The organism is Streptomyces sp. NBC_01261, assembly GCF_036226385.1.
Taxonomy (GTDB): Bacteria; Actinomycetota; Actinomycetes; order Streptomycetales; family Streptomycetaceae; genus Streptomyces.
In genome coordinates, this window is sequence record NZ_CP108463.1 from 1,153,595 (window position 1) to 1,169,474 (window position 15,880).

The following is a 15,880-nucleotide window of genomic DNA, read 5'->3' on the forward strand; positions in this document are numbered from 1 at the left end:
CCCTTCCTGTACAGACCGGTTCAGGCACAGCGGCAGTTCGTGGTCAGCGTGAGCCGCCACCGCACTTCGCCCGAGGCGGGTACCCGGGCGGCGTCATCAGGGCCCGCCTCGGCGAGGTCGAAGACGCGGCCGAGCATGGGTTCGACGCCCGTGCTGCGATAGGGGTGTTGGGCCGGGAAGCCGCCCAAGTTGCGCCACAGGGCGATGGACACGGGCTGTCCGTCGGCTTCGAGGGAGAGGGAGAGACGGTCGGCCCGGTCGTGGACGCAGCAGTGGGAAGCGTCCACGACGGCTCCTACCGCGGTGCCGTCATCCCGACCGAACCGGTCCAGGCGCAGCCCGCACGGCGCGGGCCAGTCACCCTCCACCCATGAGGCACCGTCGGGCCACGACCGGTCCAACAGCCGCGCCGCCTCGGGGAAGAGGCGGGTGCGCGCTCCGTCACGGATACGCGGAAACGCACGGTCGGAAAGGTCGAGCAGGGCATGGGCGGCCCAGACGAAGCGGAAGCCCGGGTCGGCCGTAAGGACGTAGTCGGCCACAACTCCGTCAGCCTCGGCACTCACCGTGCGTGCCAAGGTGAAGCGGTCGCAACGAACGACGTCCGCCTCTCCCTCCCGGGTCCAGGTCCGCGACCATGCGTCCCCGTGGTCGGGAGCGCCGCGGACAGTCGGTATGCACTCCTCCAGTCCCCCCGCGTCCACGAAGGCGTCGCCGGGGGAAACGTCGTCGCGCTCCGGAGCCTCACGCCGCCACAACCACTCACGCCCCGTCTCCCGCAACGAGGTCCAACGCCCGCCGCGGGTACGGTCGACAACGACGTCCAACGGCACGGTCACCACTCCGCGAAGGAGCCGTCGGGGTGCCGCCACACCGGGTTGCGCCAGGCATGGCCGGTGCGGTCGGCGGCACGTACGGCGGCCTCGTCGATCGTGATGCCGAGGCCGGGAGCGTCACCGCGCAGGGCGTGGCCGTCGACGAACCGGAAGGGCGCGGGGTCGACGAGGTAGGAGAGCAGATCGGCGTCCTTGTTGTAGTGGATGCCCCGACTCTGTTCCTGGATGAGGAAGTTGGGGGTGGCGAAGGCGACCTGCAGACTGGCCGCCAGTGCGATCGGGCCGAGCGGGCAGTGCGGGGCGAGCTGGGCGCCGTAGGCATCGGCGAGGGAGGCGATGCGGTGGACCTCCGAGATGCCGCCGGCGTGCGACAGGTCGGGCTGGGCGACGGCGATGCCCGCGGCGAGCACGGGCAGGAACTCGGCGCGTCCGTAGAGGCGTTCGCCGGTGGCGAGCGGTACCGGGCTCGACGCGACCAGGTCGGCCAGCTGACGGCCGTGTTCGGGCAGGACGGGTTCCTCGACGAACAGCGGGTGCAGCGGGGCTAGTTCGGCGAGGACGCGGCGGGCGCCGGCGGCGGTGAAGCGGCCGTGGAAGTCGACGGCGACATCGCGGTCCGGGCCGAGTGCCTCGCGGGCGGCGGCCACGCGGGCGACGATCGCGGCGGTCTCGGCGGGGGTGGGGATCGGTGAGGTGGCTCCGGCCGCGTTCATCTTCACGGCGGTGAAACCGGCCTCGACCTGGGCGGCTATCTGCTCACTGAGCTGGGCGGGTTCGTCGCCGCCGACCCACGCGTAGACACGGACGCGGTCACGCACGGGGCCGCCGAGCAGGGCGTGCACGGGAGCGCCGTACGTCTTCCCGGCGATGTCCCACAGCGCCTGGTCGAGGCCGGCCACGGCGCTGGAGAGGATCGGGCCGCCCCGGTAGAAGCCGCCCTTGGTCAGCACCTGCCAGTGGTCCTCGATGCGCAACGGGTCCTGGCCGACGAGGTGTTCGGCCAGCACGTCGACGGCGGCGCGCACGACTTCGGCGCGCCCTTCGACGACCGGTTCGCCCCAGCCGACCACGCCCTCGTCGGTCTCGACGCGGCAGAACATCCAGCGGGGCGGGACCAGGAAGGTCTCGACACGGGTGATCTTCACTGAGACCGGGAGCCTTCCGTTTCTTCGGAGTCCTGTGCGGAGTCCACTGGGGAGCCCTCGTCCTCTTCGGAGTCGCCGAGGCGGTCGAGGTCGCGGCCGGCCTGGTCGAGCAGGGCGCGCATCGCGGCCTCTGCGGCCTGCGGGTCCTGGTCGCGCACGGCGTCCAGGACGGCGCGGTGGGCCGGGACCGGGTCCTCGCTGTGCGGGGCGCTGTGCACGATGCGGTCGCGGTGCGCGAGGCCGGACTCGATCACCATCTCCATGCGTTCGAGGAGTTCGTTGTGGGTGGCGGCGAGCAGCGCGCGGTGGAACGCGAGGTCCGCCTCGACGGCGTGGGCGGCACCGCTGCCCTCCTCCCCCATCGCGTCGAGGGCACCGTCCAGGGCGGCCAGGTCCTCCTCGGTGCGACGCAGGGCGGCCAGCCGTACGGCGGCGGGTTCGATGATGGCGCGCACCTCGGCGAGGTTGTGCAGCAGCGCCCGGTCGGACTCCGAAGTGGAGGCGCCCTCGAACTGCCAGCGCAGCACGTCGGCGTCGAGCAGGTTCCACTCGGCGCGGGGGCGCACGAAGGTGCCGCGCCGCTGCCGGGCGTCGACCATCCCCTTGGCCGCGAGCACCTTCAGCGACTCGCGCAGCGCGGTCAGGCTCACGTCCAACTCGCTCTGCAGCGCCACGAGATCCAACGTGGCCCCCTCGGGGATCTCACCGCCCAGGATGCGGCGGGCGAGGAGTTCCACGGTCTGGCCGTGCACGCCTCGACGGGCATAGGGCGTCATGTCGTACAGCCTTTCTGCTGGTTGGGGAGCGTGGTCATGCGGAGGCCTTGACGACGCTCCAGCCGCCGTCCACCACGAGACTCGTCCCGGTGATGAAGGAGGCTTCGTCGGCGCTGAGGAACGCGATGGCCGCGGCCACTTCCTCAGGCGTGCCGAAGCGGCGTACGGCCGTCTCGGCGATGCTGCGTTCCCGTTCCTCGGGCGGCACTCTGTCCCAGGCGGCGGTCAGTATCGGGCCCGGCAGGACGGCGTTGACGCGCACAACAGGCCCGTACTCGACGGCGAGTTGGCTGCACAGGGAGAGCAACGCGCCCTTGGCGGCGGCGTACGCGGGATGCCCGGGGATGCCCTTGTGCGCGTGCACGGACGAGGTCAGCACCACCGCGCCCCGCCGCTCCTCCAGATCGGGAAGCACAGCCCGGAACCCGAGGAAACTGCCGGTCAGGTTGACGTCGAGCTGCCGCTGCCAGGACGGCAGGGTCATCTCGTGGGCGGGTGCGACGTCGACGGTGAAGGCGTTGCTGACAAGGACGTCGACGGGCCCGAAGGTGTGTGCGACGCCGACGATCCGCGCCCAGTCCTCCTCGACCGCGACATCGGCGGCCACGCACCGCGCCCGCCCGCCGTCCTTCCGTATCCGCTCCGCCACCGCCTCGCCCCGCTCCTCGGCGACATCGGCGAGCACGACGGCGGCTCCCTCCTCGGCGAGGCGTACGGCCGTGGCGGCTCCGATGCCGGAGGCCGCGCCGGTGACCACGGCCGTGCGTCCGGTGAAGCGGGCGCCGTGCCGTCGTACGGACTGGTCCATCGAGGTTCGACTCCTTCGCGTCCTGCGCGCTTCTCGCGAGAAAGGGCTTGCCGGAAACATACGGGGCTCACTCACGCAGCAGCACGATCAGGTCGGCATCATGATCGCCGCTCCACGCGAACGGCAGCCCGTAGTGCAGCAGATGCGCTCCGCTGTACGTCGTCCCCGTCGCCGTGTCCCGATAGCGCGCCGCCGGTTCCAGTCCCCGCAGCCGGAGCCGGTCCGCCCGCCCCGGCACGAGCGGCGCCCCGTCGAGCCGCCCGGTGCTCAGCGCGGCGACGACGGTCCGGTCCCCGGCGTCGTACTGCACCCCGCAGCTCGGCTCCTCCGGTGTACCGAGGAACCGTGCCTCACCATGGTGGATCACGTCCCGCACCTCCTTGTACCGGCCGATCCACCGGGCGGCCTCGGCCAGCTGCTCCGGCGTCCATGTGCGCAGGTCGGCGCCGACGCCCAGCACCCCGCACATGGCGTTGACGAAACGGAAGGCGAGACTGCGCGGACGCGGATCGAAGATGCCGGGCGCGTCCGTCACCCAGGAACTCATCACGTGCGGGGCGTGCGCGTGCAGGAACCCGTACTGGATGGACAGCCGGTCCAGCGGTGCGGTGTTGTCGCTGGGCCACACCACGTCGGTGCGCGCGATCGTCGCGTGCTCGATCCGCCCGCCACCGCCCGCGCAACCCTCGACGGTGACGTCCGGGTGAGCGGAACGGAGGTGGTCCAGGACGCGCAGATACCCGGCCACATGCTCGGCGTCCAGGTCGACGCGGCCGGCACCGGGACGGCCTCGCTCGGTGGGCGGCCGGTTCATGTCCCACTTGAGGTAACTGATCTCGTAGGTGCCGAGCAGCCGGTCGAGCGTCCCGATGACGAAGTCCTGGACGTCGGTCCGACCGAGGTCGAGGAGCAGCTCGTTGCGGACGAGTCGGCCGGGGCGGCCCTCGATCCGGTAGACCCACTCGGGGTGTTCGGCGTACAGGCGGCTCCCCGGGCTGACGGCCTCGGGTTCGACCCACAGGCCGAAGTCCAGGCCCAACGCCCTTACGTCCGCGATGAACCGGTCGAAGCCCTGCGGGAAGGCGGCCGGGTCGGGCCACCAGTCACCCAGTCCCCCGGTGTCGTCGGCGCGCCCGGTGAACCAGCCGTCGTCCACGACGAACAGCTCGGCCCCGATGTCGGCGGCCGTCTTCGCCAGCTCCAGTTGCGCGGCGGCGTCGACGTCGAAGCCGGTGGCTTCCCAGGAGTTGTAGAGGACCTTGCGGGGGCGGTGCAGGCGTTCGCCGGTGAGGTGTCGCTCGTAGCGGTGCCAGACGCGGGAGAGTCCGTCGAGGCCCTCCGGGCTGAAGGCGCAGGCGAGTTGGGGAGTGGTGACGGTCTCGCCCGCGGCGAGGATCACCGCGCCCTCGTGCGGGACGCGGCCCGCCCGGACCCGCACAGAACCGCCGGGTTCGGCCTCTGCGGTGATGTGCCAGTTGCCGGGCCAGGCGAGGGCGATGCCGTACGCGGCCGGCGACTCGCCGTCCTGCACCGCGAGCCAGGGCGCGTACGCGTGTCCCGGCACACCTTGCAGGCTGCCGATGCCGAACATGCCTCTGGGCAGGTCGAGTTGGGTGCGCTGGAACTCCTGCGACCACTGGCCCGTGAGGTACGTCAGTCGGGCGACGCCGGAGACGGGGATGTTCACGGCGGCCGAGTCGAGGCGCTCCAGGCGGAGTTCCCGCGAGGTGGCGGTGAACTCCGTCCAGCGGAGGATCACGTCCGTGCCCGGCACGGTCCTGTAGTGAAGGACGGTCCGGAGGCCCAACACCTCGTCGTGGAAGGCGAGTCGGAGCGCGCCCTCGTCCGCGTCCGCCCCGGCGAACTCCCACCACACGCCCCGGTCCTCGCCGTCCGGACGTGACGCCACCAGTTCCGATCCGGTGAACGGCCTCAGCCCGTACGGCAGGTACTCGGCCGGTGCCGCGTCGGCGGGCGTGATGAAGTGTGTGCGCCTCGACCGGTCCAGGGCCGAGGGACCGTCCTCGACGCCGAGCGGGCCCCATGCGTCGAGTTCGGCCCAGGGGCCGTCCGGGGACAGGCGCACGGTGTAGCTGGTGTTCTCCGTGCGCAGGGTCCAGCGCTGCTGGGTCACTTGACCGCCCCGAGGTTGAGCCCGGCCACGAAGTGCCGCTGGAAGCGCAGGAAGACGGCGACCGTGGGTGCGGCGGCGATGACGGAACCGGCCGCGATGACGTTCCACATCGACACGAACTGGCCCTGAAGTCCGATGAGCGCTGCGGTGATCGGCATCTTGGTGTCGCTGCGCAGGACGGTGATCGCCCAGAGCAGGTCGTTGAAGATCCAGGTGAAGGAGAGGGCGCTGAGCGCGGCCAGGGCGGGCCGGGTCAGCGGGAGGATGATCCGCCAGAAGATCTGCCAGGGGCCGGCGCCGTCGACGACCGCCGCCTGCTGGATCTCCGTCGGGATCGACCGCATGAAGCCGTGCAGGACGAAGACGTAGAAGCCGACGCCGAAGCCGATCTGTACGCCGACGAGTGCGGGCAGGGTGTCGAAGATGCCCATCACTTCGCTGAGCTTGGAGACCGGGATGAGGAGGATCTGCGGTGGGAGAAGGTTGCCGCCGAGCATGATGAGCAACAGGGAGCGGCGGAAGGGGAGTTCGTAGCGGCTGAGGGCGAACGCGGCCATCGCGGCGAGGGCCAGTGTGATCAGGACGCAGGGGATCGTGACGATCAGGCTGTTGATGAGGGCGCGCTGCTGGCCGCCGTCGACCCAGGCCTGGTGGAAGTTGCCGAGGGTGAAGGAGTGCGGCCAGCTGCCCAGGCCGTGGGTGGCGATGTCGTCGAAGGAGCGGAGGCTGGTCACCAGGACCAGGGCGATGGGCAGCAGCCACAGAATCGCCAACGCGCCCGCACCCAGGTGGAATCCGGCGGTCGCGGCGCGCTTGCGGCGCAGGGCCGTGGAGTTGGCGGACATCAGTCGGCCTCCCGGAACGCGCGGACGAGGTAGGAGCAGATGACGCCGAAGGCCAGTACGAAGATGACGACGGCGAGTGCGGAGCCGTAGCCAAGTCGCAGGGACTGGAAGGCGGTTGAGTACATGTAGGTGCTCAGCAGCTCGGAGGAGTGGTAGGGCCCGCCGCGGGTCAGGGACCACACGACGTCGAAGGAGCGCAGCGAGTCGATGACGATGACCGACAGAACCACCGCGTTGACACTGCGCAGTTGGGGCAGGGTGACGTGCCGGAGGCGTTGCCATGCGCTGGCGCCGTCGACCTTGGCGGCCTCGTACAGGGCCGGGTCGATGCCCTTGAGTCCGGCCAGGTAGAGGACCATGACGTAGCCGATCTGGCGCCAGAGCGCGGGCACGATCACGGCGTAGAGGGCGGTGTCCTGGTCGGCGAGCCAGGCGTGGCGGAGGCTGCCGAGGCCGACGGACTGCAGGAGTTGGTTCAGGACGCCGTCGGGTTGGTAGATCGCCTGCCAGACGAGGGCCGTGGCCACCAGGGAGAAGACGACTGGCAGGAACAGGGCCGCGCGGTAGAAGCCGACGCCCCGCCGCTCCTGCTGGAGCAGCAGGGCCGCGGCGAGGCCGAGCAGGGCGGACAGGCCGCCGAAGACGACGAGCCAGAGGACGGTGTGGCCGGCCGCGCCGCGGAAGACGTCGTCGTGGGCCATCTCCCGGAAGTTGTCCAGGCCGACGAACCGCGGTGGGGAGACGCCGTCCCATTTGGTCAGGGCGAGGTAGAAGCCCTGCGCGGCGGGCCAGAACACCCACACCGCCTCGACGAGGAGCGGCACGAGGACGAAGGCGAGCACCAGCGGGGGTGTGCGCCGGGGGCCCCGGACCCGCTTGCCCTTGGCGGGCGTACGGGCCGGGGACTTCCGGTCGGGCGCGGTCAGGACGGCCATGTCACGCGTTCCAGATCTTCTCGGCGTCGCGCTGCCAGTCGGTGAGGATGCTCCCGATCGACTTGGGCTTGGCCAGGAACTTCGTCAACGCGTTGTCCGCGGTGGGCTGGAGGGCGTCGCTGGAGTCCCGGTTGAAGAACTGGGTGACCTCGGCCGCCGCCTCCACGTGCTGGCGTCCCTTCTTGACCAGGGCCGTACCGGCGTCCTTCGCGGCGGGGTTGCAGGGCAGGACGGTACCGGAGGAGCCCTTGATGTAGATCTCCTGCGCCTCGGCGGTGGCGAGGTACTTCATCAGGTCGATCACCTGGTCGTGCCGACCGGTGCGGGCGCTGGCGAAGTAGCCGTCGACAGGCGCCTCTTCGGCGAGCGGGACCTTGGAGTCGATGACCGGGAAGCGGAAGAAGTCGATGTCGTCGAGGGCGTCCTTGGGTGCCGCGTCGGCGAAGAAGGTGCCGATGAGCATCATGCCGCTGCGGCCGTTGAGCAGGGAGGTCGTGGCGTCCTGGAAGGCGACGGCGGCGCCGTTCGGGTCGAAGTACGGCAGCACCTCCTGCCAGCGGTCGAAGACCTTGCGCACCTCGGGGTCGTCGAACCGGTGCTTCCCCGCGAGGAGTTGGCGGTGGTACTCGGCGCCGTTGATCCGGATGTCGAGGTAGTCGAACCACGCCGAGGCGACCCAGGCCGTGCCGCCGCCGGCTCCCAGCCCGATCGGGGTGACACCCTTGCTCTTGAGCTTGTCGCACAGGTCGAGGAACTCGTCCCAGGTCTTGGGCTCGGTCACGCCCCACTTGGCGAAGTTGGACTTCCGGTAGAACATGCCCCACCAGTAATAGGTGTTGGGGACGAAGACCTTCTTGCCGGAGCTCGCGGTGCACAGGGAGTTCAAGGCCTTGGAGTAGCGCTTGAGGTCGGGCGACGAGGTCCACGCCTCGTCGAGGTCGAGCAGCAGGTTCTTCTTGGCGTAGGCGTCCGCCACCGAGCCGGGGTACCAGGTGTACACGTCCGGCGGGTTGGCCGAGGTGAGGTACGTCGGCAGCTGGGTGCGGAAGGTCTCCGCCGCGACCGTGTTGAGGCTCGCGCGGTCGGAGCCCTTCTTGGCGTAGGCGGCGACGAGGTCCTCCATCGCGGCCTTGGCCTGCGGGGCGGAGAGGTTGGACTGGAGGCTCACCGCGCCCTTCGAGGAACTCTTGCCGGAGGAGGTCGAGGTGACACAGCCGCTGAGCAGTGCCGCCGTCCCCGCGGCACCGAGTCCGGCGAGGAACCGGCGTCGGTCTGGCTGGTGGTTCGTCATGGATGGCTCCTTGTGGATCCCGCGCGGATCCTGATGCGCGCGGGATCCAGGTTCACGTGGCGTCCCCACCACGTCAAGAATAATTACTAATTTAGTTGAACTGGGTCAGGTGAACGTAGCCGTCGACTCCGCGGAACACCGCGTCGACCGTCCCGCCCGACCCGGCCACCGCCCCGAGCGCACCGTCGAACGCGGCACTGGGGAACGCCGATCGCTTGGTCCAGCCCTGCCACGCACCGTTCTCGTACCGCTGCTGCCAGAGCGTGTAGTCGGCGGCCCGCGCGTACAGCACCACGGCATCCCCTACGGCGACCAGCGTCGGGCTCCCGCTGACGGTCCCGCCGACCGAGGCCCACGGCGACCACTCCCCCGACACGTCCCGGGACCGCGTCCACACGTCGTCGGCCGCGCTGCGTACGGCGACCTGCACCCGTCCTTGAGCGTCCACGGCAGCGGACGGCCGCCCGTACACCGCCCGGCCACCGGGTGCGCCGAGCGAGGTCCAGCCGGTCGACGGGCCGCGCTGGACGACCTGCCCGTCCGTGCCGGTGGCGAACAGCGTCCAGTGCGCGGGATCGGTGAACGCCACCGACGGCGCGTCGGCCACCCGGCCGCCCAGGCTCTGCCACGCACCCCAACGGCCACTGGCGTAGACCCGCCGGTACACCCGGGAGTCGGCCCCGCGCACGAAGAGGTCGATCCGGCCGCCGGCCGAGGCGTACGCGGCGGGCTGGCCGAGAATCCCGCCCTTCGCCGGACCGCCGAGGTCCCGCGACCTGCCGTCGGTCTGCTGGACGAGCGAGCCGTGCGCTCCGCGCAGGAAGGTGGTCAGCGTGTCGCCGTCACGCACGACGGCCGGACTCGCCGTGGTCTTCCGGCCCAGATTCGTACCGGGCAGGGCGTCCGCCCCGGTCAGTTTCAGGAGCGCGGTGCCGTGCGCGGGGACCTCGACGGTGTACGACCCCGTGTGCGTGCCCCGGTCGGCGCGAGCCCGCAGGTCGCGTACCCGGACCGACCCGCCGAGCCCGGTGTCCGCGAACTGCACGGTACGCAGGGCCGGTTGGTCGGACCGGTTGAGCAGGACGACCGCGCGCCGGCCGTCACCGGTGAGGACCTTGCTGTAGACGTCGCCGACGGAGTCACTGGCCACCCGTACACCCTGGACCGCGAGCGGGTCCTGGTCGACGGCGATGATCTCCGGGTTGCGCAGGGTGGCGAGCATCGAGTCGGACAGGGTGCGCGGGTCGGAACCCAGGACGAGCGGCGAGCCCATCTCCGCCCACATCACGTACTGCGTGGTGGACTCCTCCTGGGTCAACTCCAGCGTGCCGTCGGTCATTTGGCGCATCGGGATGAGGTAGTCCGGGTCGTTGTAGTGCCCGGGTCCCTGCGCCTCGGGGTGCCAGGCGTTGGCGTCCATGTTGCGCAGGATGTTGGGCCACTGGCCGGGGCTCGGGGTGCCCCAGGCGATGTCCGTGCCGGTACGCCAGGAGTCGGCGATGGTCGGGGCGTAGACGTACGTGTTGTGCGCGTCCTGCTCGGGGGTGTGCGGCAGACCCCAGTCGTCGGTGAGCGGGTTGCACAGGTTCAGCAGCATCGTGCGGCCGGACTTGGCCACCGCGTCGCTGAACTCCTTGTACGCCGGGCCCGGATCGAGCTTGGCGCCGATCCCGCACAGGAAGTCGACCTTGACCGCGTCGATCTTCCAGCCGGCGAACTGCCGTGCGTCCGCGTCGTAGTGGCCCCTGCTGCCGAGCCCGCAGCTCTTGCCGCCGTCGTAGGTGCCGGCGTCGGTGTAGATGCCCGCCTTCAGGCCGCGCTTGTGCAGGTAGGAGACGAGGGCGGGGATGCCCGAGGGGAACCGGGTCGGGTTGGCGACCAACCGCCCTTGCCCGTCACGCGGGTTGTCGGCCTGCCAGCCGCCGTCGAGCCACACGATGTCGTAACCGGCGTCCCGCAGACCGCTGTTGACCAGCTTGTCCGCGACGGAGCGCACTTGTTGTTCGGTGGGCGCGCCCAGACCGTAGTAGGTGTTCCAACCCATGTAGGGCGTCGGCGCGAGACCGCTGTCGTAGTAGTCGGGTGCGCCCTGGTCGGCACCGGTCCGCGCCGTGGCCACAGATGCCGTGTTCTGCGCCGTTGCCACCGGAGCGGCGGTCGCCGCCAGTACGGTCGCGATGGCGACGACGGTGGCGCGGCGCGTCCGTCTCGAAGCCGCGGGTGTGCGGACCTGCGGATGTGAAGTCACTTGCCTCTCCCGAGGGTTGGGAAGCAGGAGGACGTGACCCGGGCCGCACTGCGACAGGGGCTTCCGGCGTCACGGCGACGACTGTGGCGCGCGACCGAAACCCTGTCAATATTAATTCCTAATTTATTAGAAGGCTGCATCAGGGGTTGACACAGCTTCCCTCGCGTCACAGCCTTTGGCAACGTTGTCAGTGCCGCCGGTTTTTGATGGGACATCACGCTCATGACAGATCAGCCGAGTTCACCACACGTGTCGCGCCGCTCCATCGTCACCACGGGTTCCACGCTGCTTGCGGGGTTCGGCCTGGGTTCCCTGCTGCCCATGTCGACCGCCGGCGCCGCGAGTGCCGGCCCGACGACGGTGCCCTCCTCCCCCGGCGAACTCGCGCTCCACCGCCCCGTGTCCGTCTCCTCGACGGCCTACGCGCCGACCCCGGGTTCGTTCGTGGTGGACCGGCTCGGCTCGCCGGGAGTGCGCGGCAGCGGATGGCGGGCCGCGGCGGGCGACCCGCAGTGGATCGCGATCGACCTTCAGGCCGCGTGCACCGTCACGTCGATCCGCCTCACCTTCGAGGCCGACGCGAGCGACCCGGTGTTCACGCCTCCCGCCACGGGCAACCCGGCCGACGGCACGACGGGCAAGGAAATCCAGTCCAGTTACTCGGTCGAGTACGTCGTCGAGACGTCCACCGATCACACGACCTGGACCAGCGCGTACCGCACCACGGCAGGCACGGGCGGAGTGGTGAACATCCAGCCCGCACGCCCGGTCACCGCCCGCTGGGTACGACTGACCTCACTCAGACGCTCCCACCCCAACCCCCTTGGCCTCAACGGCTTCGAGGTCTACGGCACCGTCGCGGGCCACCGGCCGTCGGCCACGGGCTGGACCGACTGGGGCACCCACTCCGGACCGGCACCCAAGCTGGCGGTGGCCGAGGACGGCACGGTCCCGGTGGAGTCCGGCTGGCGACTGACGCTGGACGACTGGGCCGACGGCGACGGCGACGGCGACGGCGACGGCGACGGCGACGGCGACGGCGACGGCGACGGCGACGGCGCGAAACTCTCGAAGGCGTCCGTGGACACCGGTAGTTGGCTGCCGGCCACCGTCCCCGGCACGGTACTCGGCTCACTCGTGGACCAGGGCAAGCTGCCCGACCCCGTGGTCGGACTGAACAACCTCCACATCCCGGAGGCCCTGTCACGTCATTCGTGGTGGTACAGGCGGGAGTTCGAGCTGCCGCGCGGTCTGCGCACCGGGACCGGGCGCCGGACCTGGCTGGAGTTCGACGGCATCAACCACACGGCCGACATCTGGCTCAACGGTCACCAGGTGGGCGGTCTGACCTACCCGTTCGCCCGCGCCGCCCATGACGTGACCGAGCTGCTCGCTACGGGCGGGGCGAACGCGCTCGCCGTGAAGATCACGCCGATGCCGGTGCCCGGCAGCCCCGGCGACAAGGGCCCTGCCGGTGAGTCCTGGGTGGACGCGGGCGCCAACCAGATGAACCTCAACTCCCCCACCTACCTGGCCTCTTCGGGCTGGGACTGGATGCCGGCGGTACGCGACCGGGCCGCCGGCATCTGGAACCACGTCCGACTGAGGACGACCGGCCATGTCGTGATCGGCGACCCGCGGGTCGACACCGTACTGCCGGACCTTCCCAAGGTGTCGACCGCCGAGCTGACGATCGTCGTACCGGTCCGCAACGCCGACACCACCGACCACAGGACGACGGTCTCGGCGGCCTTCGACAACATGCGGGTCAGCAAGGTCGTCACCGTACCGGCGGGCGAGAGCGTCGACATCACGTTCACGCCTGCCGTCTTCGGTCAACTGCGGCTGCGCAACCCGGAGTTGTGGTGGCCCAACGGCCTGGGTGACCCGGCCCTGCACAAGCTCACCCTCACCGCGGCGCTCGACGGCTCCGAGAGCGACCGCCGCACCACCCGGTTCGGCATCCGTCAGTTCGGCTACGAGTACGAGGTGCCGCTGCCGTTCGCCAACTCCGGTGACGCGTACACCCAGTCGGCGACGTTCGACCGGCGACAGGCCCGGTACGTACGCGTCAAGTGCCTTACCCGGGCCTCTGGTTGGGGCTACTCCCTGTGGTCCCTGGCCGTACGCGACAGTGCGCGGCCCGCCACCGACCTGGCCCTGCACGCGCAGGCCGACGCTTCGACCACGGACGGGGACGACCACGCCGCCGGCAACGTGACCGACGGCGATCCCGACACGCGCTGGTCCTCGGCCTACACGGACGACCAGTGGATACGTGTCGACCTGGGGTCCGTGCAGCCCTTCGACGGGGTCGACCTGACCTGGGAACAGGCATACGCGAAGACCTACGTGGTACAGGTCTCCACCGACAACGCCACCTGGACCGATGCCGCGCCGGTGGACAACAACGCGGTCCCGCTGCCCTTCAACAACGGCAACGCGAGCCTCCAGGTGGAGGACTTCACTGCCCGGACCGCCCGTTACGTCCGCATCAACTGCGGGCTGCGCAACACCAGTTGGGGCAACTCCCTGTGGTCCCTCGGCGTCGTCGACAGCACCGCTCCCGGCACCGACCTGGCCCTGCACCAGAAGACGACCGCGTCCACCGAGGACCCCGACCACCCGGCCGCGCACGCCACCGACGGTGACACGAGCACCCGTTGGTCCTCGGAGTACGAGGACCACCAGTGGATCCAGGTCGACCTCGGAGCCTCGAAGAAGTTCGACCGGGTCGCCGTCCTCTGGGAGTCGGCGTACCCGAAAACCTACGTGATCCAGGTGTCGGACGACGCGGACACGTGGACCGACGTGAAGTCCGTGTCCAACACCCCCGACCCGTTGAAGATCAGCGTGAACGGCGTGCGGGTGCTGGCCCGGGGCGGCAACTGGGGCTGGGACGAGCTGCTGCGCCGGATGCCGCCGGAGCGGATGGACGCGGCCGTGCGGATGCACCGCGACATGAACTTCACCATGATCCGCAACTGGGTGGGCACGTGTGACCGGGAGGAGTTCTTCGCCGCGTGCGACGAGCACGGGATCCTGGTGTGGAACGACTTCCCCAACGCGTGGGGCATGGACCCGCCGGACCACGACGCCTTCAACTCGACCGCCCGGGACACCGTCCTGCGTTACCGCATCCACCCCAGCGTGGTCATCTGGTGCGGCGCCAACGAGGGCAACCCGCCCGCCGCCATCGACCAGGGCATGCGCGAGGCCGTCGAGGGACAGGCCCCCGGCATCCTCTACCAGAACAACTCGGCCGGCGGCATCATCACCGGTGGCGGACCGTACGGCTGGGTGGAGCCGGAGAAGTACTTCGACCCGACTACCTACGGCAGCAAGGACTTCGGCTTCCACACCGAGATCGGCATGCCCGTCGTCTCCACCGCCGCCAGCATGCGCACCATGACGGGCGACGAGCCCGAGTGGCCGATACGCGGCGCCTGGTACTACCACGACTGGAGCGAGCGCGGGAACCAGGCACCGCAGACGTACAAGGCGGCCGTAGAGGCGCGCCTCGGCACGACCACCGGCCTGGACGACTTCGCGCGCAAGGCCCAGTTCGTCAACTACGAGAACACGCGCGCCATGTTCGAGGCCTGGAACGCCAACCTCTGGGACAACGCCAGCGGTCTCATGCTGTGGATGTCCCACCCGGCCTGGCACAGCACGGTCTGGCAGACCTACGACTACGACTTCGACGTCAACGGCACGTACTACGGCGCCCGTTCGGCCTGCGAGCCCCTGCATGTGCAGGCCGATCCCGAGGGGCGGGTCATCGCGGTCAACCACACGCGTGACGGCCTGAAGAACGCCGTGGTCTCAGCACAGTTGATCGATCTGACGGGTCGTCGGCTCGGCGGGAACAAGACCGCCCGGCTGGACGTCGCACCGGCAGCGACCGCGGAGGCGTTCACCGCGGCCTGGACCGACGACCTGCCGGACCTGCATCTCCTCCGCCTGACGCTGACCGGCGGCGACGGCCGGGTCCTGTCGCGCAACACGTACTGGCGCTATCGCACACCGGCGGCCATGCGGGCACTGGGCAAGGCGCCACAAACGAAGGTGTCCGCGTCGCTCGGGCGCGTGTCCCGTTCCGGAGCCCGGACCGAACTGACCGCCACCGTCCGCAATCACGGGTCGGCCGTCGCCGCGATGGTCCGCCTCTCGCTGAAGGACGGGGCGACCGGCCATCGCGTCCTGCCGACGCTGTACAGCCACAACTACCTGTGGCTGCTGCCCGACGAGCCCCAGACCGTCACCCTGTCCTGGCCGACCCGGGCCCTGGCCTCAGGTCGTCCGCTCCTGGAGGTGGAGGCGTACAACAGCCTCCCGTCGACGGCGAGTTAGTCCCCGGGCTTCCCAGATATCGGTCTTTCAGGAGGCCTCCACCGCCGTCTTGATCCGTTGCCCGAACCCGGGCGCGTCCTTGCGTGCCGCACTCAGCGCGAAGCCCACGAGCAGTTTTCCGATGCCGTGGCCTTCGAGGACGTTGAAGATCCTCACCCTGGTCGTGCCCGGACCGGTGGCTTCGAGGTCGTAGCCACCTTCGTCCGCCGTCACGGTGTTCTTGGAGGTCTCCGTCCAGCGGATGCGATGGGGGGCCTCGAACTCGGTGATCCGGAACGTGCGGCCCGTCTTCATACCGGCGTCCTTGACCGTGCTGGTGAAGACGGTGCCCACGGCCGTCGGGCCCTCGGGAGTCTTGGTGATCTTCTGGACCCTCGGGCTGAACTTGGGGTCGTTCGTGCCCTCGGCGAGGAAGGCGAAGACTTCCTCGACGGGGCGGTTGACCTCGGCTGTCGCCTCGAACTGTCCGGCCACGATTCCTCCTGTGCTGCGGTGGGAGTTTTGGCTGG

At 70.2% G+C, this 15,880-nt stretch carries 11 protein-coding genes; 1 reads left to right on the forward strand and 10 read right to left on the reverse strand.

What is annotated here, in order from left to right; translation table 11 throughout:
• Positions 1-20: 20 nt before the first annotated feature.
• The 9 genes from OG226_RS05055 to OG226_RS05095 form a co-directional block, all read right to left on the reverse strand.
• The gene (locus OG226_RS05055; RefSeq protein WP_329348064.1) at positions 21-839 is read right to left on the reverse strand and encodes a hypothetical protein; all 819 of its coding nucleotides are present in this window, start codon (positions 837-839) and stop codon (positions 21-23) included.
• Entirely contained in the window at positions 836-1,981 is a 1,146-nt protein-coding gene (dgoD, locus tag OG226_RS05060; protein ID WP_329348066.1) for a galactonate dehydratase, read from the reverse strand. Before dgoD ends, OG226_RS05055 begins: the two co-directional genes overlap by 4 nt.
• The gene (locus tag OG226_RS05065; protein ID WP_328675425.1) at positions 1,978-2,757 is read right to left on the reverse strand and encodes a FadR/GntR family transcriptional regulator; all 780 of its coding nucleotides are present in this window, start codon (positions 2,755-2,757) and stop codon (positions 1,978-1,980) included. The genes dgoD and OG226_RS05065 overlap by 4 nt, the downstream gene beginning before the upstream one ends.
• A 34-nt stretch (positions 2,758-2,791) precedes the next feature.
• On the reverse strand, positions 2,792-3,565 hold the full coding sequence (locus tag OG226_RS05070; RefSeq protein ID WP_329348068.1) for an SDR family NAD(P)-dependent oxidoreductase: 774 nt from the start codon (positions 3,563-3,565) through the stop codon (positions 2,792-2,794).
• 67 nt (positions 3,566-3,632) lie between these two features.
• Positions 3,633-5,699: an alpha-galactosidase gene (locus tag OG226_RS05075; RefSeq protein WP_329348069.1), complete on the reverse strand. Its 2,067-nt coding sequence runs from the start codon at positions 5,697-5,699 to the stop codon at positions 3,633-3,635.
• A complete protein-coding gene (locus OG226_RS05080) occupies positions 5,696-6,544 on the reverse strand; it encodes a carbohydrate ABC transporter permease (RefSeq protein WP_328675432.1) in 849 nt (282 codons plus the stop codon). Before OG226_RS05080 ends, OG226_RS05075 begins: the two co-directional genes overlap by 4 nt.
• On the reverse strand, positions 6,544-7,479 hold the full coding sequence (locus OG226_RS05085) for a carbohydrate ABC transporter permease (protein WP_328675434.1): 936 nt from the start codon (positions 7,477-7,479) through the stop codon (positions 6,544-6,546). The genes OG226_RS05080 and OG226_RS05085 overlap by 1 nt, the downstream gene beginning before the upstream one ends.
• Before the next feature lies 1 nt (position 7,480).
• On the reverse strand, positions 7,481-8,770 hold the full coding sequence (locus tag OG226_RS05090; RefSeq protein WP_329348071.1) for an ABC transporter substrate-binding protein: 1,290 nt from the start codon (positions 8,768-8,770) through the stop codon (positions 7,481-7,483).
• Positions 8,771-8,861: 91 nt separating this feature from the next.
• Positions 8,862-11,018: a glycoside hydrolase family 27 protein gene (locus tag OG226_RS05095; RefSeq protein WP_329348072.1), complete on the reverse strand. Its 2,157-nt coding sequence runs from the start codon at positions 11,016-11,018 to the stop codon at positions 8,862-8,864.
• A gap of 222 nt (positions 11,019-11,240) precedes the next feature.
• Between OG226_RS05095 and OG226_RS05100 the strand changes: the two genes are divergently transcribed.
• Positions 11,241-15,371: a discoidin domain-containing protein gene (locus tag OG226_RS05100; RefSeq protein WP_329348073.1), complete on the forward strand. Its 4,131-nt coding sequence runs from the start codon at positions 11,241-11,243 to the stop codon at positions 15,369-15,371.
• A gap of 27 nt (positions 15,372-15,398) precedes the next feature.
• On the opposite strand, the gene OG226_RS05105 is transcribed toward OG226_RS05100, so the two are convergent.
• Positions 15,399-15,845 (reverse strand): SRPBCC family protein, encoded by a 447-nt coding sequence (locus OG226_RS05105; RefSeq protein WP_329348074.1) that lies wholly within the window; start codon positions 15,843-15,845, stop codon positions 15,399-15,401.
• Positions 15,846-15,880: the final 35 nt, after the last annotated feature.